This is a genomic window from Pyxidicoccus sp. MSG2 (genome assembly GCF_026626705.1).
Classification (GTDB): domain Bacteria; phylum Myxococcota; class Myxococcia; order Myxococcales; family Myxococcaceae; genus Myxococcus.
The window spans coordinates 7010351-7025360 of record NZ_JAPNKC010000001.1 but is presented as its reverse complement, the minus strand read 5'-3'; the positions used below and the strand labels follow the sequence as shown (position 1 = coordinate 7025360).

Annotated in this window: 16 protein-coding genes; 9 read left to right on the top strand and 7 right to left on the bottom strand. The window is 69.8% G+C overall.

Features of this window, described 5'->3' with window-relative positions; all coding sequences use genetic code 11:
* The first annotated feature begins 161 nt into the window (after positions 1–161).
* From OV427_RS27730 to OV427_RS27720, 3 genes are all read left to right on the top strand, one after another.
* On the top strand, positions 162–920 hold the full coding sequence (locus tag OV427_RS27730) for a zinc-dependent metalloprotease (protein WP_324290070.1): 759 nt from the start codon (positions 162–164) through the stop codon (positions 918–920).
* A gap of 3 nt (positions 921–923) precedes the next feature.
* Entirely contained in the window at positions 924–1697 is a 774-nt protein-coding gene (locus tag OV427_RS27725; RefSeq protein WP_267859194.1) for a trypsin-like serine peptidase, read from the top strand.
* Positions 1698–1785: 88 nt separating this feature from the next.
* Positions 1786–2775, top strand: a complete 990-nt coding sequence (locus OV427_RS27720) for a hypothetical protein (protein WP_267859193.1) — start codon at positions 1786–1788, stop codon at positions 2773–2775.
* Between the two features lie 45 nt (positions 2776–2820).
* On the opposite strand, the gene OV427_RS27715 is transcribed toward OV427_RS27720, so the two are convergent.
* Entirely contained in the window at positions 2821–4200 is a 1380-nt protein-coding gene (locus OV427_RS27715; protein WP_267859192.1) for a hypothetical protein, read from the bottom strand.
* A 20-nt stretch (positions 4201–4220) separates the two neighbouring features.
* The gene (locus OV427_RS27710; protein ID WP_267859191.1) at positions 4221–5597 is read right to left on the bottom strand and encodes a hypothetical protein; all 1377 of its coding nucleotides are present in this window, start codon (positions 5595–5597) and stop codon (positions 4221–4223) included.
* Between the two features lie 182 nt (positions 5598–5779).
* Between OV427_RS27710 and OV427_RS27705 the strand changes: the two genes are divergently transcribed.
* From OV427_RS27705 to nagZ, 4 genes are all read left to right on the top strand, one after another.
* Positions 5780–6706 carry a DUF6209 family protein gene (locus OV427_RS27705; protein ID WP_267859190.1) on the top strand — a complete coding sequence of 309 codons (927 nt, stop codon included), beginning with the start codon at positions 5780–5782 and terminating at the stop codon, positions 6704–6706.
* A 138-nt stretch (positions 6707–6844) separates the two neighbouring features.
* Positions 6845–8341, top strand: a complete 1497-nt coding sequence (locus tag OV427_RS27700; protein WP_267859189.1) for an ATPase domain-containing protein — start codon at positions 6845–6847, stop codon at positions 8339–8341.
* Between the two features lie 2 nt (positions 8342–8343).
* On the top strand, positions 8344–8709 hold the full coding sequence (locus tag OV427_RS27695) for a response regulator (RefSeq protein WP_267859188.1): 366 nt from the start codon (positions 8344–8346) through the stop codon (positions 8707–8709).
* Between the two features lie 149 nt (positions 8710–8858).
* On the top strand, positions 8859–9923 hold the full coding sequence (gene nagZ / locus OV427_RS27690) for a beta-N-acetylhexosaminidase (RefSeq protein WP_267863486.1): 1065 nt from the start codon (positions 8859–8861) through the stop codon (positions 9921–9923).
* A gap of 12 nt (positions 9924–9935) precedes the next feature.
* Here the strand turns inward: nagZ and OV427_RS27685 are convergent, their stop codons facing one another.
* The 4 genes from OV427_RS27685 to OV427_RS27670 form a co-directional block, all read right to left on the bottom strand.
* The gene (locus tag OV427_RS27685) at positions 9936–10259 is read right to left on the bottom strand and encodes a hypothetical protein (protein WP_267859187.1); all 324 of its coding nucleotides are present in this window, start codon (positions 10257–10259) and stop codon (positions 9936–9938) included.
* A 108-nt stretch (positions 10260–10367) separates the two neighbouring features.
* Positions 10368–10862 (bottom strand): hypothetical protein, encoded by a 495-nt coding sequence (locus tag OV427_RS27680; RefSeq protein ID WP_267859186.1) that lies wholly within the window; start codon positions 10860–10862, stop codon positions 10368–10370.
* A gap of 123 nt (positions 10863–10985) precedes the next feature.
* A complete protein-coding gene (gene bcp / locus OV427_RS27675) occupies positions 10986–11663 on the bottom strand; it encodes a thioredoxin-dependent thiol peroxidase (protein ID WP_267859185.1) in 678 nt (225 codons plus the stop codon).
* A gap of 67 nt (positions 11664–11730) precedes the next feature.
* Positions 11731–12249, bottom strand: coding sequence for a hypothetical protein (locus tag OV427_RS27670; protein ID WP_267859184.1), 519 nt, complete (start codon positions 12247–12249; stop codon positions 11731–11733).
* A gap of 60 nt (positions 12250–12309) precedes the next feature.
* Between OV427_RS27670 and OV427_RS27665 the strand changes: the two genes are divergently transcribed.
* Together OV427_RS27665 and OV427_RS27660 are read left to right on the top strand one after the other, a co-directional pair.
* Positions 12310–12954: a hypothetical protein gene (locus OV427_RS27665; RefSeq protein WP_267859183.1), complete on the top strand. Its 645-nt coding sequence runs from the start codon at positions 12310–12312 to the stop codon at positions 12952–12954.
* Positions 12955–13155: 201 nt separating this feature from the next.
* Positions 13156–13539 (top strand): hypothetical protein, encoded by a 384-nt coding sequence (locus OV427_RS27660; RefSeq protein WP_267859182.1) that lies wholly within the window; start codon positions 13156–13158, stop codon positions 13537–13539.
* 32 nt (positions 13540–13571) lie between these two features.
* Here the strand turns inward: OV427_RS27660 and OV427_RS27655 are convergent, their stop codons facing one another.
* A complete protein-coding gene (locus OV427_RS27655) occupies positions 13572–14894 on the bottom strand; it encodes a response regulator (RefSeq protein ID WP_267859181.1) in 1323 nt (440 codons plus the stop codon).
* Between the last annotated feature and the right edge of the window lie 116 nt (positions 14895–15010).

Here is a 15010-nt window from a genome sequence, read left to right as displayed (position 1 = left end):
AGTCCAGGTAAAGCATCGATTTCGGCTTTTTCGCTCTATGAGCGTGCTTGGCCCGTCACTTGCTCAAGTTCTGGGAAGCGCCGTACCGCGGCTGGTGGAAGCCAGGCGGACGTCGCGTCCCCCGCAGTCAGGTGTACGAGGAAATCCAAATGCTCAAGAACATGTTCAAGGGAGCTGCTGTCCTCGCGGTGAGCTGTGGCGTTCTGGCCGGCTGCGGTGACGCCATGAGCGAGAACGAGGAGATCACCGCCAACCTGATCGAGGCCGGTTACCAGGCCGACGACATCCGCGTTGTCGACGGCAACGTGTACGCGGGCAACGACGCGCACGTGACGCTCGAGGCGTCCCGCGAGATGATCTCGGGCACGGGCAGCCACGAGCAGTATAGCACCACCAACCTGGTCGGCACGGCCGTGACGAAGATCTGCGTCAACCCCACCGCCGCCTTCAACAGCTACACCCGCCTGAGCCAGGGTCTCGACCTGGCCATCCAGAACTACAACCAGCGCGGGCTGCGCATCACCTTCCAGCGCGGCGGCACGGGCTGCACCGCGAACATCACCGCGAATGCCTCGTCCGGCACCGGCGGCTCCGCGGGCTTCCCCTCGGGCGGCCGTCCCTACGGGACCATCAACATCGGCACCGGCCTGAACAGCTACAGCGTTGACGTGAACGAGCACGTCATCACCCACGAGCTCGGCCACTGCATCGGCTTCCGTCACTCGGACTACTACAACCGCGCCATCAGCTGCGGCGGCGCCGCCTCCAACGAGGGCACCGCCGGCGTGGGCGCCAACCTCATCCCCGGCACGCCGAGCACGGCGACCGTGGGCGGCTCCATCATGAACGCCTGCTTCCGCTCGACGGAGACTGGCGAGTGGACCAGCTCTGACATCACCGCGCTGAACTACCTCTACTAAGAGATGGCTCGGCGGCCCCATGGTCCATTGATGAGTCCGTGGGGCCAGGTTCTCGCGGGCACCGTACTCCTGGGCATTCTGGCCTGTGGAGAAGATCCGGTGCCCGCGGATCCCCCGGTCTGCGAAGCTCCGACGAAGCCGGAGGTTCGCGGCCAATTCCAGTGCGGTCCGACGCTCGACTTCACCCCCATCAACAGCTACCAGGGTGAGTTCGCGGACGTCGTGCAGGAGAGGGAAGACGCCGTCGCCCTGATTGATGGACGGTGTACCGGAACACTGATTCAGGCGAGCGCGGGCCCGGTGGTCATCACCGCGGGGCACTGTGTCGGAATCGGGGACCGGTCGCTGCTGGTCTTCAACTTCGAGGACTCGCCCGACGGCGACCCGTTGATGACCGAGGGCACCGTCATCGAGCAGTCGCTCGAACCCGACTATGCGCTCATCAGGCTCGACACGCTGCCCTCCGCCACGCCAGTGCTCCTGACGTCCCAGTCCAGCGAGCGGCTGGCCATCATCCAGCACCCCCGGGGCCATCCCAAGTCCATCGCCGAGGGCCGGTACCTGGACTCGTGCAACCAGCTCCTCTACTACGCGGACCTGGACACCCTGGTCGGGAGCTCCGGCTCTGGCGTGCTCAACCGCCACGGCTACCTGCTGGGCGTGCACACCGACGGCAACTGCGAAGAGAACGGCCGCGGACACAACTGGGGCTGGACCTCTCAAGGGATTGTCGCGGCGTCCGAGTACCTGCAGGACGCCGACATCGCCGACCGCTGAGGACGGCGCGTTCACCTCATGTTTGCTTGAATTCACGGGGTGACCGTGACACGCGGCGCCTCGTCTTCCATCCGAGAGCGAGGAATCCATGCGTCGCGAGCTGATGAAGGTGTGCAGTGTCCTGCCGATGGCCGTGCTGGCCGCCTGTGGAAACATGTCTCCGGCCGACAAGCCGGCGGAGGCACCGGGCCAGACGTCGCAGGCGGTGCTGTACACGCCGCCCACGCCGGCCAGCGGCAACATCTATGACACCACCACGTACCTGGGACCGGTGAGCCTGGGCGGCTCGGTGCGCACGTACTTCACCCACGCCCCCCAGTACTACTCCTTCAAGGTGACGGTGCCGGGCTCGCTCGCCGCCCGCTTCGAGGTGACGCACGAGGGCAGCTCCATGTACCTGGACACGGGCCTGATGGTGTACGGGCCGAAGAACGCCAGTGGCAGCTACGGCGTCTATCCGTGGGCGCAGGACGACAACTACGGCTACGGCGAATTGAGCCGGCTCGACACGTCGCTGCCGGCCGGTGAGTACCTCGTCGTGGTGAGCGCGGGCAGCGGAGCGGACAAGCAGTTCCGGTTGCAGACCACGTGCTTGAGCGGTGCGTGCCCCACGCCGCCGCCCGCGACGCAGGACACGTCCGGCTACGTGCCGGCCCTGACGGAAGTGGCCCTGACGGCGCAGCTCGAGGCCACGCTCGAGACGGGCAACGACACGCGTGACTGGACGGAGGGCTCGCTGCGCCGCTTCGACATCACGTGGCCGTACGCGGGCCAGCCCACGCTCAGCCAGGTGGACCGGTCGGTGATGCTGCAGCAGGAGTACGGCGCGTACGCCGCCGATGACGCCATCGCGCTCAGCTACACGCAGGCCCAGGCCTACTTCTACCCGGAGTTCGTGCCCCTGCACCCGCAGGTGCTCGCGGCCTACAGCAATGGCACGGAGAACGTGCAGGTGGCGACGCGCTACCACTCCTACCTGGTGGCGCCCGGCGCCTCCGGCTGGTTCCGCCTCTTCGTCATCCTCTTCCCCGTGTCGAAGAAGGTCATCGTCTTCGAGCAGACGGGCTACGAGACCTGATGCGCGCGCGGGGGCCCGTGACAACGGGCCCCCGGCGTCCCACGACTACGGCACGAAGTTGAACTCACCCTCGCGCAGCAGGTTCTCCACGGCGGGCGTCCGCTCCGCCGCCGCGAGCTCGGAGGCCCGCACCGCCGGGAACCGCACGCCGAGCCCCTGGTTCAGCCGGTGGTACAGCGTGTTCGTCCCCAGCGAGTACAGCTGCAGCCCGCGCAGCGAGTAGACGCCGTCCAGCTTCGACAGGCCGGCATGCCCCGCCTCGAAGCGCAGCGTCAGCGTGTGCGTGCCCGCGCCGAGCTGGTCCGTCACCTGCGCCTCGGCCACCGGACGCTCCACACCGCGCGCGTCCGTCGCCACCAGCGTGCCCGTCACCTCGTAGCGGTCCACCGCCGCGCTCTCCAGCGCCACGTCCACCTCCAGCGCCGCCACCTTCCCGGCCGCGTCACGCACCAGCCGCGCGCGCCCCACCGAGTCGATGCGCGCCGTCGGCACCGCGAAGCCGAAGGACGTCTGCGCCAGGCGGTCGAAGGACTGCCTACCCGCGGAGCCCACCGCGCGCACCTCCAGCACCCACGCGCCCGGCTCGTCCCTCTCGCTCATCGCCCGCGACACCATGGCCCGGTGCTCCTTGCCCACCTTCACCACCGGCACCACGCGGTCCCTCTCGAAGCGCGGCGTGTAGAGCACGGCCTCGTAGCGCACGTGGTCCACCTTCTCGCCCGACTGGAGGCCCACCGTCACGTAGCCGTCGTCCCCGGGGAACAGCTGCATCGCGGAGGACGTGAGCGACAGCTCGATGCTGGACGACGGCTGGCGCACCTCCACGGCCAGGCCCAGCTCCGCCGCCTTGCGGCCCACCTGCACCTGGTACGCGCCCTTCCCCATCTCCTTGTCCAGGCGGAGCATGGAGATGGGCCGGGTGACGCCCTCGGCCTTCAGCTTCTCCGGGTCCACGCCCATCTGCGCGTTGCCCTGGCGTGCCGCCTTCAGGTCCGCGCGGAGGCCCTTCGCGTCCAGCATCGTCACCTCGCGCAGCGCCTCCTCGCCGGCCTTCGGGTTGTTGCCCTTGGGAATCAGCATCACCCACGCGTCATCCGGCGTGTCGATGGGCAGCACGAGCTGCGTGGCCGACGAGCCCGGCGGCACGTGCAGCATCGTGGACCTGGAGCGCCGCGTCTCCGGCGCGAGCGGCGCCGCCAGCGGCTGCTTCGGCGACGATGGGTTGGACACCGAGACGAGCCCGGGGCCGATGCCCTCGCGCGCATCGCGGCCGAACAGCCGTCCCGGGGACACGTCCCCTGCCGCGAGCGAGGCACCCGCGGTGCGTTGCATGTCCGCGGCCATGGCGGGCCCCTGCGAGAAGCCGAGGATGACGAAGGCCAGCGCGAAGCCGGCGGACCTGACGAAGAAGTGTTGGAAGTTCATGTTCGGTCTCCGGGTCCGCATCAGTGAAGCGCCTGGACGACGACGTAGTTGTCGAGGCCCCAGTAGTAGTCGTACGCCAGCGCACCGCACCAGTTCGAGCCACCCGGCGGCGCCTGCACGCAGTCATTCGCGCCGCTGGAGCCGGTGGTGGCGTCGAAGCCGTACTTCGCCACGAGGCACGCGTCGCAGATGCCGTCGCCCGCCCACGAGTCGGGGCACACCTGGCTCCACGTCGGGTAGTAATAGGAATTGAGATAGGGATTCCAGCTCGCGGTGCTGGGGATTTTGTAGCTGCTCGCGTAGCCGTAGGCGATGAGGCAGTCCGGCTCCGGGTAGCCGTTGTTGAGCTGGCTGGCCGAGCACCCGTACTTCCACACGGTGTGGTCCGTCATGAAGTCCGTCGCGTAGCCCGAGTAGTAGTTGTTGCAGGCCTGGCCCGCGGCGGCCACGTTCGTCTCCGGCTGGTACGTCTGGTTCGCCGGCGGAGGGATGGGCGCGGCGGCCACCTTCTGGCCGATGAGGTAGCCGCTGTTGTGGCAGCTGCGGCGCGACTGATTGTGGTTGAGCCGGCTGTCGTCGATGATGATGTTGCCGAAGTAGCCCGAGCTGTCGTTGCCGATGAAGCCGTCCGTGCCCGCGTTGAAGCTGCCCCAGCCGAGCAGCGCCGCCGCCTTGAGACCAATCGTGGTCAGGTAGCCGCCGCAGTGCGCATCACTGGAGAACAGGTTCGCGTACACCTTGTTGCCGCGCACCACGGAGATGGGCTTGCCGCCCACCGTCGTCGCGCCCTGGGTGCCGGCGAACGTCCCGTTGGAGTTGTACACGCGCATGTTGTCCGTGCGCTGCTGCACCACCGCGGGGTTGTTGTAGCTGCCGCCGCCGAAGAACTCGACGATGCTGTTGGCGATGTTGAGGAACGAGCCGCTCGTCGTCACCTGGTCCGCCAGCGGCGTGCCCGTCAGGTCCGGCGCGGAGAAGATGACCTGCGAAATCTTGCTCGTCACCAGGCTGACCGCACGGCCCTGCGCGCTCACCGCGCCGGTGTGGCCCAGCATGTACCGCAGCGGGCTGGAGCCGTTGGAGTGGGTGATGACGGTGATGCTGGTGATGCCGTTGGCATTCATCCAGGGGACAATCTGGTCGACGATGGAGCCCCAGCTACACTGGCTGTAGCCCGCGCAGCTCGCGCCGGGATAGCCCACGGCGAGATAGGGCCGGCCGTTGCGCATGGTGTCCATGGACGACTGCGTCCAGTAGCCCACAGCCGAGCTCGTGGACTGGTCGCCGGTGCCATGGACGAAGACGACGCCCGCGTTGGCGAGCGCGTCACCGCTCGCGCCGAGCAACACCGCGCAGACCGCCGCGAGCGCCCAGCCTTTTCTGGATGACAGGTGCATGAAACCTCCGTGAGGGGGGACCCTGAAGCACCTCACGAAGTGGGCTCGAATAAAAGGTGTATCGAGTAATCCCAGATCATCACAGAACAGCAGGAAGGTCGGGGCGGGGGTGACCCGGTCCTCGGCACACGTCAGGAACTCCTGGTACATCCGGGCTCCCCCCTACTTCGGAGGATGACCGAATGAAGTCCGCATGGAAGACCCTGACCCTGGTGCTGCCGCTGCTCGCGGCGTGTGGCAGCGCGCCGCAGCCGGAGAACGCACCGGCCGACCCGGCCGCCGAGACGCAGGCCTCCCCGCTCACCACGCCCACCGCCACGGTGCGCTTCTTCACCGGCTGGACGCAGGAGCAGCGCGGCGCCATCGTCCGCGGCGGCCAGCTGGTGGTGGAGTACGACCTCTACCGGATGACCGACTGCCACAACAGCACCTACGCCGGCCAGCAGGCGTGGGACACGCTGGCCTCCGTGCGCTTCCTGCCGGGCGGCCAGCTCTTCTCCGGCAGCGTGAAGCAGGCCACCGGCAGCACCACCTTCGTGAACAAGCCCTTCGTGGTGACGGTGCCCACGGACGCCACGAGCGTGGAGACGTGGTTCTTCACCTCCGGCCGCACCTGCACGAGCCGCTACGACAGCAACTACGGTGCGAACTACCCCTTCCCCGTGGAGGCGCAGTCCCCCGCGGCGGTGGTGTGGGCCGGTGACTGGGGCGGCAGCCTCTCGCGCGACTGCGCGCACCGCGACGGGATGGAGGACCCCATCGTCATCGACAGCTACGTCATGCAGCGCGCCTGCAAGTGGGTGGACGCGGACGTGTACGTGCCCGGCGTGACGGACGTCGCCACCGCGCGGCCGGAGCTCGTCCAGGCGCAGGTGGAGTTCAGCGTGGACGGCGGTCCGCTCCAGTACAAGTGGCTGAGCTACCAGGGCCGCGTGGGCAACAACCACCGCTGGCGCTGGGACCTGGCCTCGGAGCCGCTCGCGTACACGACGTGGGCGCAGTACGCGTACGCCTTCCGCTACTCCACGGACGGTGTGAGCTGGTACCGCATCGCGCTCGGCGCCGGCCCCGCGGGCGGTGCCACGCGCACCGTGCAGCGCGCCTTCTAGTCCCCGGCGTGAGTGGCCGCCGGTGGACGCTGACGGCCGGCGGCCCGTCGGAATCCGTGTCCCCCCCTGGGGCCCGGGCGCTAGGCTCGCCGCCTCCAGCAGGGGCGCGGCGTGCCGGCCCCACGAAGGGAACGCGAGATGACCGAGAGCAGTCCGCGCGGTGAGGAACGGATACAGACGGGAATCCCCGGCCTCGACACGGTCCTCCGCGGTGGCTTCCGGCCGGGCCGCACGTACATGGTGATGGGCCTGCCGGGAGCGGGGAAGACCATCCTCGCCAACCAGGTCTGCTTCCACCATGCGGCCAACGGCGGGCGCGTGCTCTACGTCACGCTGCTGGCCGAGTCCCACACGGAGCTGGTCGCCAACCTCCGCTCGCTCACCTTCTTCGACGGCTCGCGGCTCCCCGAGTCCGTCACCTACCTGAGCGCCTTCACCGTGCTGGAGCAGGGGGGGCTGGAGGCCCTGGCCGAGCTCATCCGCAAGGAGATTCGCGCCCAGAAGGCCACGCTCATCGTGCTCGACGGCCTGGTGGCGGCGGAGGAGGCGGCGCCCTCGCCGCAGGCCCTCAAGAAGTTCATCCATGGCCTCCAGGTGGTGACGAACCTGGTGAACTGCACCACGCTGGTGCTCACCACGGGCGGCGGTCGCGGCCTTCGCGCCGAGCACACCATGGTGGACGGCCTGCTCATCCTGAAGCAGCGGATGTTCGGCGTCCGGAGCATCCGCGAGCTGGTCGTCCGCAAGTTCCGCGGCAGTGCCCACCTGCTCGGCAAGCACAGCTTCGAAATCACGCGTGACGGCATCGTCCTGTATCCCCGGCTGGAGACGCTCGTGGACGAGGGGGCGACCCCAGTCCAGCCAGGTGACGCGCGGTGCGCCTTCGGAATCAAGGGCCTGGACAAGATGCTGTCCGGCGGCATTCCCGCCGGCTCGTCGACGCTGCTGCTCGGCCCTCCCGGCAGCGGGAAGACGCTGCTCGGGCTGAACTTCCTCGCGGAAGGGGTCCGCAAGGGCGAGCGCGGCCACTACTTCTCCTTCTATGACTCCCCCGAGCGGATGTTGGCGCAGACGGCCGGAGTCGGGATGAAGCTGGCGCCGCTCCTCGAGCGGCGGGACCTGGAGGTGAGCTACCGGGCGCCCATGGAGAACATCATCGACAAGCTGGGAGCGCAATTGCTGGTGGCCATCCGGGAGCGCGGGGTGAAGCGGCTCTTCCTGGACGGCTACGACGCGCTCCAGAAGGCCGCCGTCCGGCGCACCCGCGCGGCCCGTTTCCTGACGGCGTTGGTCAACGAGTGCCGCCTGCGCGGCGTGACGCTGGTCTACTCGGTGGAGACGACGACCGCCTTCGGCCCGCAGGTGGAGTTCCCGATGCGGGGCATCTCCATGGTGGCGGAGAACCTCCTCTTCCTGCGCCTGGCCGAGCTGCGCTCCGAGCTGCGCCGCTTCGTCTGCGCGCTGAAGGTGCGCGGCAGCGCGTATGACCCCGCCCTTCGCGAGCTGCTCATCAGCGCGAAGGGGGTGGAGGTGGGAGCGACCTTCGAGGACGCCCAGCAGCTCATGACGGGCCTGGCCCGCACCAGCACGCAGGCCCCGCCGTCCCCGCGCCGCCGTGGGCGCCGGGGGAAGTAGCCATGGGGCTCATCCTCATCGTCGACGATGAGTTCGGCATCGTCGAAGCCATCCGGGACCTGCTTTCCGACGAAGGCTACCGGACGGCCATCGCGCTCAACGGCCGGGAGGCCCTCGAGCGCATGGCGGAGGAGCGTCCGGCCCTGGTGCTGCTCGACTACATGATGCCGGTGATGAACGGCCCCGCGCTGCTGGAGGCGATGCAGGGGAATGACTCCCTGCGGGACGTGCCCGTGGTGATGATGAGCGCGAGCACCCCGGACCACTGGCGGCACCTGCGCTGCACCGCCTTCCTGCCCAAGCCCTTCACCCTGGACCAGCTCATGAAGACCATCCTCCGACTCGCCGGGCCCCCGTCCGAGTCCTAGCTCGGCCCGTGCTCCACCGCTCCGCGCCCTGACAGGCAGCCGACACCTGGCGCGGCGCCTCCACACCGGCACCCAGCCCGGGCCCGCGTTCTGCCAGACTGCGCGCCGTGACTGCCTCCGCCCTCTACCGCGACTGCGCCCGCCTCTTCATGGTGGGTTTCCCCGGCACCCGCATCGACGGAGACCTCGCCGCGTTGATGGACGACGGCATCTACGGGGCCATCCTCTTCAAGCGCAACGTCGGCACCGCGCAGGAGACGGCCGCGCTGTGCCGCGAGCTGAAGGTGCGCGCCGGCCGGCCCTTCATCCTGTCGGTGGACCAGGAGGGAGGCCGCGTGGCCCGGCTGCGCGGCGCGCCCTTCACCACGCTGCCGCCCATGCGCGAGCTGGGACAGCGCGGGGACGCGGCCCAGGTGGAGCGCGTGGGCCGGCTGCTGGCGCACGAGCTGCGCGCGATGGGCTTCGACTGGGACTTCGCGCCGGTGCTGGATGTGGACACCAACCCCGGCAACCCCGTCATCGGAGACCGCAGCTTCAGCCGGGACGCGGACGAGGTCGGCCGGCTGGGCGTGGCGCTCTCGCGCGGGCTGGAGGCCGGGGGCGTGGCGTCCTGTGGCAAGCACTTCCCCGGCCATGGCGACACCACCACGGACAGCCACCTGACGCTGCCCCGGCTGCCGCATGACTTGGAGCGGCTGCGCAAGGTGGAGCTGGTGCCCTTCCGCGCCTTCGCCCAGGCAAGGCTGGCCTCGCTGATGACGGCGCATGTCCTCTTCGACGCGCTGGACCCGGGCGTGCCCGCCACCATGAGCCGGCGCGTGCTGCAGGGCGTACTGCGCGAGGAGCTGGGCTTCGACGGCGTGCTCGTCAGCGATGACCTGGAGATGAAGGCCATCGCGGACCACTACTCCGTGGAGGAGGCGACGGTGCAGGGCACGCTCGCGGGGGTGGACCTGTTCCTGGTGTGCCACCGCGCGGACGTGCAGCGCCGTGCGATTGAAGCGCTGGTGAAGGCGGTGGAGTCCGGCCGCGTCCCGCGCGCGCGAATCACGGAGGCGCACCGGCGGCTCGACGCGCTCGCGGCCCGCTTCGCGCACCCGGCGGAGGACCGGCTCGCCACGCTGGGCGACAGCGAGCACCGCGCGCTCGCCGAGGGCCTCGCCAGCTCCTTCGCTGGCAAGGACCCCACCGAGGTCATGCTGGCGTCCCGCTGACGCGCGGGCGCCCTACTGCTTCGGCGCCGGCTCCTCCGGGGCGACTTTCGGAGGGCTGTGCGTGCTCTGAGCGCCCTGCGGCTCGTTGCCAACGCCCGAGCCACCCGTGGCGGGCGCTGGGGTTGCGCCCGGCTCTGGCCGGCCGCCCAGCTGCGACGCGGGTTGCGGGTTGCCAGGGCCGGCGCTCTCGGTGGGCTGCTGCTCGTTCGCAACGCCCTCGTACTCGCCCCCCGTCTTCGGCAGCGGCTTGTCGCGCTCACAGGCCGTGCCCAGCAGCGCGGCCGCGGCCAGCGCGCCCGGCAGCAACAGCCAGCGGCGGAAACCTCGTGGGTGCATGTGCCTCTCCTCTGGTGGAGCCGTGTGCTCTTCCAGAGGGATGGACACCCGCCCGGTGCGCCGGGAGTTGGCGAGGGGGCGGACAGGCGCCCCCCCAGCCGACTCGACTCAGCGACGGTTGTGGTCGTTGCGGTCCTGCCAGCCCAGCGGCGCGAAGCCCGCCCGGGACTTCTCGTACGTCACGTTGCCCTGCTCGGCGCCGTCCTCGCCGCCCAGGCCCTGCGAGGTGGGCGCGTAGGTGGCGCCGCCCAGCACGTGGTACCGGTCCTGCATCATCTTCCCGGCGTCGTCGTGGATGGAGTTGTTCTGCTTGCCGTCCGTCTGGGGCGTGCGCGGGTCGATGCTGGAGCCAATCTGATGAATCGTGGAGTTGTAGCCACGGTCCGCCGGCAGCGTCCACGGCGCGAGCTGCTCCTTCGGAGTCTCTCCCTCCATGTTCCGCATGGCCTCGGGCTGATGGCCACGCTGACCGAAGACGTTGCCCCGATGCTCATCGGGCTGCTTGCCGCCTGATTCAGGCAGCCCGCGGCAGCCCGCGCCCAGCACGACGCCCACGACCAGCGCCGCCGCCTGGCTCCACCGCCGAAAACTCCGCTCGCGCATGTCCACTCCTCCGAGTCCCTGCAATCGGTTTTCCGTCACCCCGAGGAGTTGGGCACGCCGGGTGTCCGAACCACGAGGCGGCTACACGGCGGCCCGCCTGGCCGCCCGCACCCAGGTATAGCCTCAGCGACGCGCGCGGGCAGCAACCTTCACGGAGGCCTTGCGTGTGGCGGACTTCTTCGCCGGCGCCTTCTTCGCGGTGGCCTTCTTCGCGGGTGTCTCCTTCTTCACGGCCTTGCCACCCGTGGCCTTCTTCGCGGGCGCGGCCTGCTTCACCGGAGCAGCCTCCTTCGCGGAAGCCGCCTTCTTCGTGGGCGCGGACGCAGCCGTGCCAGAGCCACCCTTCGCGCCGAGCGCGGCGAGCACCTCATCCACGTGGCCGCTCACCTTCACCTTGGGCCACACCTGCTTCACGCGGCCGTCCGGACCGATGAGGAAGGTGGTGCGGGTGATGCCCTGGAACTTGCGGCCGTAGAGCGACTTCTCACCCCAGACGCCGTAGGCCTCGAGCGCCTGGTGCTCGGGGTCCGCGAGCAGGGGGAAGGGCAGGCTGTACTTCGACGCGAACTTCCGGTGGCGGTCCACGCTGTCCGCGGACACGCCGAGCACCACCGCGCCCGCGGCGCCCAGCGCCGAGTGCTCGTCGCGGAAGTTGCACGCCTCCGTGGTGCAGCCGGGAGTGTCGTCCTTCGGATAGAAGTAGAGGACGACGTTCTTCCCCGCGTGCTGGGAGAGCGTCACGGAGTTGCCGTCCTGGTCCTGAAGCTGGAAGCCGGGGGCCTGGTCACCTACTTGGGGCATGGGCATGCCCTTCATTAACGGCAAACGGCCCTGCCCTCAACGTCCAGCGTCGTCCCTCCGGCGTCCGCTACCGCGGGTTGCCCGCGTCGGACGGGGCGTCCGGCTCGCCGACATGGGCCGTGCCCTCTTCACCCTCGGGGTGGGCGTGCGCTTCGTACTTGATGAGGTCCGCGCGGCACTGCTGCAGCGCCTGCTTCAGGGGCTCGCGGGCCGCGTCCTCGCGCGTCTCGCCCAGCTTCTTCGCCAGCGCCTCGCACGCGGCGCGCTTCACGTCCGCCGCGTCGGTGCCCGGCCCCGTCGCGCCCGGCGTCGCCAGGGGGCGCGGGGGCAGCGTGCCGCGCAGGGTGCGGATGGCGGCGAGCCGCGCTTCCGCCTCGGGCCGCGCCTTCGAGTCGCGAGGCACCGCCTCGAAGGCGGCGATGACGGCGTCCCACTCCGGGTTGCGGGGGGGCACTCCCCGGTCGACGAGCGCCTTGTAGTCGGCCTCCGCCTCCCGGAGCTGCTCCGGGCCCTTGTCGCACCCGGTGGCCAGGTGCAGGCAGAGCACGAGCGGCAGCGCGGCGAGACGTCGGATGGCATTCCTCATGTCGGGTGAATCTCCTGTCCTGCTGGCCTCCCGATTGAAGCACGGGTAGGGTGCCGCGTCGTGTCGTCCATCCTCCTCGCCTTCCTGGTCGGTCTCTCCCAGGGCCTGCTCCACGCGGTGGGGCCGGACCACTGCGCCGCCATGGCCACGCTCGGCACCCTGGGCGGCGGCCGCAAGCGGCTCGCGCTCGCCACGGCCCTGCGCTTCGCCCTGGGCCATGCGGCCATGCTGGGCGGCATCGCCGCCGTGTGCCTGCTGGCCGGCGTGGGCCTGTCGGAGACCTTCGAGCGCTGGGCGGAAGTCTTCGGCGGCGGCATCCTCGTCGCGCTGGCGGTGACGGCGCTGCTGTTCCCCCACAGCCTGGACCACGGCCACCCGCACCTGCCCGGCCACTCGCGCGAGCCGCACGAGCACGTGCACACGGTGAGCACCGCGGCCGGCGCCTTCATGGCCATCAGCGGCGTGCGCTCGCTGCTGCTGGCGCTGCCCCCGCTGCTGATGGGCGGCAGCATGAGCCTGGCCGCGTGGACGTACCTGCCCGGCTTCGCGCTCGGCATCCTCCTGGGGATGGGCGCGGTGGGCCTGCTCTTCGCGGAGGGGATGTCCCGCCTGGGCGACGGGCTGGTGGCGTGGGTGCACCGCGCGGTGGCGGTGGGCTCCGGCGCGCTCGGGCTGTTCTGGATTGGCTCCCGGCTCGCGGGCTGAGCCGCGCCAGCCGGGGCGGCGGGCGCTCATCCAGGTGTGCGGCCTGCCCGGGCCCATGAACTCCAAGCGTTGAGGATCCAGCGCTCCGGGCCAGGTTCAATATCGGTCCGGGGAGCCGCTGCGTGCTCCTCCGACGCCGGCCTCGCCGTTCCTCAGGAACGCTGCGTGACGGCGTCCCCACACCCACGGAGAAGAAACCAGATGAAGAAGAGCCTGCGAATGCTCGTGTGCCTTGCTGGCGGTGCCCTGTTCGGAATGGGGTGCGGAGGCGCGCCCCAGGAGACCCCGGCAGAGGTGGAGCAGCCGCCCGCGGCCGAGCAGCCGCCCATGTCCGAGGAGCAGCCCGGCGAGGTCCACCAGCAGGCCGTCTACTCGGTCTGCTGGGGGGAGCTCGGCATCTACCAGAGCCCGTCCACCTCCAGCCTGAAGGTGTTCGTGCTCCAGTACGGCAACCACTTCAATACGGACAGCTCGGTGTTCTCGTCGAATGGTGACTACTGGGTCCGGGGCCAGCTGTACTGCTACCCGCCCTACACCTGCACCGGCGGCTACGGCTACGTCCGCTGGGACGGGCTCTGCCACTAGCCGCGTCCTCCACCCGCGGGCTGGAGAGGGCGCTACGAGCGCTTGTCCAGGATGCCCAGCGACATCATCGCCACCAGGAAGCCGTAGACGACGTGCTCGGGGCGGTTGGCGAAGGCCAGCAGCTCCGCCACGGTGCGGTTGCCGTCAATCTTCGGCAAAAGCTCCGCCTCCCACCGCTCCAGCTCCACCTCGTTGAGCTGGTAGGCCGGGGCCACGGCGGGGATGAGCCGGTCCTCCGGCTGCAACAGGCGGCGCAGGCGCTCCGGCTTGTAGAGCTTCTTGATGCCCCGGACGATGAGGTTGGCCGGGTGGACGTCCAGCTTGATGGACTCCGAGGAGGCCTTCTCCTTGAAGCTCATCACGTACGTGCCCTCATCCCACGCGAAGAGCGAGTAGATGACGGCCTTCACCTGCTGGCCCACGTAGTACAGCCGCTCGGTGTCCTTGAGCAGGCCGCGCTCCACCAGCACGTCGCCGGTGCGGCGGTTCGTCTGCCCGGCCACCGCGGACGCGTCCTGGAGCTGCTCGGGCTTGATTTTACCCACGCGCACGAGGAACTGGCCGAAGCGGTCCGCCAGGAGGTTGGAGAGGGCGAACACCGGGGTGCCCTTCTCGAAGTAGACGACCTTCTTCACCTTCCCCTTCTGGATGCCCAGCTCGCCCGTCTCGCGCGACAGGTAGAAGGCGGTGAGCAGCGAGGGCAGGTTGTCCTTCAGCTCGCCACGGCGGCTGCCGGGAGCGCCACCGCCCACGGGCACCGGGTCCGGCGGCCGGCCCGGGGTGGGCGGGCGCACCTGGGTGGCCGGCACCTTCTGCATGGGGCTGGCGGTGAGGTTGGCGCCGCGGATTTCGGCGGTGATGTTGCCGCCGCCCGTCACCTTGATGCGGCCGGTCAGCTCCATCACGTCCTGAGGACCTTCGTCCTCCACGTCGATGTCCAGCTCCACCTCGAAGGCGTCCTGGAGCGAGGCGGCCGGGGCCTTCTTCTCCGCGGGGAGGACCTTCGTCATGGCCTCCAGGAGCTTCTGGGCCTCGAAGGGCTTCTCGAAGTAGCCGGCGGCCTGGTACTTCGTGCGCGACTCCACGGCGTGCTTGCCGCCCTTGAAGACGCCGGTGATGAAGAGGAGCGGGAGCTGGGGGTTGTCCTTCCGCAGCGAGTCCGCGAGGTGGTACCCCATCATGTCCGGCAGCAGGATGTCGAGCACGGCGGCCGCCGGCGGGTTCGCCTTGGCCACCTCGATGGCCTGCTTTCCGCGGTTGGCTCCGACAACCTCATAGCCCGCGTCCTCGAAGAGCTGGGTGAGGAGGGACAGGAGTTCCTGGTTGTCGTCGACGACGAGAATTCGGGGTGCCATCGCGGGGCGTACCGTACCAGATGCGGGGGGAAGGGTCAGACAATCCGCCTGCTGTCCGGCCCCGTTTTCCGTGGAGGATGCATCCGTCCCGCCGGAGCGTTAGGGTGGCTGCCCCG

Bases quoted from the DNA above. Each gene is read 5' to 3' on its own strand.
- OV427_RS27695 (WP_267859188.1), top strand. From the start codon at position 8,344: ATGGGGCTCATCCTCATCGTCGACGATGAGTTCGGCATCGTCGAAGCC.
- OV427_RS27660 (WP_267859182.1), top strand. From the start codon at position 13,156: ATGAAGAAGAGCCTGCGAATGCTCGTGTGCCTTGCTGGCGGTGCCCTG.
- OV427_RS27680 (WP_267859186.1), bottom strand. From the start codon at position 10,862: ATGCGCGAGCGGAGTTTTCGGCGGTGGAGCCAGGCGGCGGCGCTGGTC.
- OV427_RS27725 (WP_267859194.1), top strand. From the start codon at position 924: ATGGCTCGGCGGCCCCATGGTCCATTGATGAGTCCGTGGGGCCAGGTT.
- OV427_RS27670 (WP_267859184.1), bottom strand. From the start codon at position 12,249: ATGAGGAATGCCATCCGACGTCTCGCCGCGCTGCCGCTCGTGCTCTGC.
- OV427_RS27705 (WP_267859190.1), top strand. From the start codon at position 5,780: ATGAAGTCCGCATGGAAGACCCTGACCCTGGTGCTGCCGCTGCTCGCG.
- OV427_RS27655 (WP_267859181.1), bottom strand. From the start codon at position 14,894: ATGGCACCCCGAATTCTCGTCGTCGACGACAACCAGGAACTCCTGTCC.
- OV427_RS27715 (WP_267859192.1), bottom strand. From the start codon at position 4,200: ATGAACTTCCAACACTTCTTCGTCAGGTCCGCCGGCTTCGCGCTGGCC.
- nagZ (WP_267863486.1), top strand. From the start codon at position 8,859: ATGGTGGGTTTCCCCGGCACCCGCATCGACGGAGACCTCGCCGCGTTG.
- OV427_RS27685 (WP_267859187.1), bottom strand. From the start codon at position 10,259: ATGCACCCACGAGGTTTCCGCCGCTGGCTGTTGCTGCCGGGCGCGCTG.
- bcp (WP_267859185.1), bottom strand. From the start codon at position 11,663: ATGCCCCAAGTAGGTGACCAGGCCCCCGGCTTCCAGCTTCAGGACCAG.
- OV427_RS27700 (WP_267859189.1), top strand. From the start codon at position 6,845: ATGACCGAGAGCAGTCCGCGCGGTGAGGAACGGATACAGACGGGAATC.
- OV427_RS27710 (WP_267859191.1), bottom strand. From the start codon at position 5,597: ATGCACCTGTCATCCAGAAAAGGCTGGGCGCTCGCGGCGGTCTGCGCG.
- OV427_RS27720 (WP_267859193.1), top strand. From the start codon at position 1,786: ATGCGTCGCGAGCTGATGAAGGTGTGCAGTGTCCTGCCGATGGCCGTG.
- OV427_RS27730 (WP_324290070.1), top strand. From the start codon at position 162: ATGTTCAAGGGAGCTGCTGTCCTCGCGGTGAGCTGTGGCGTTCTGGCC.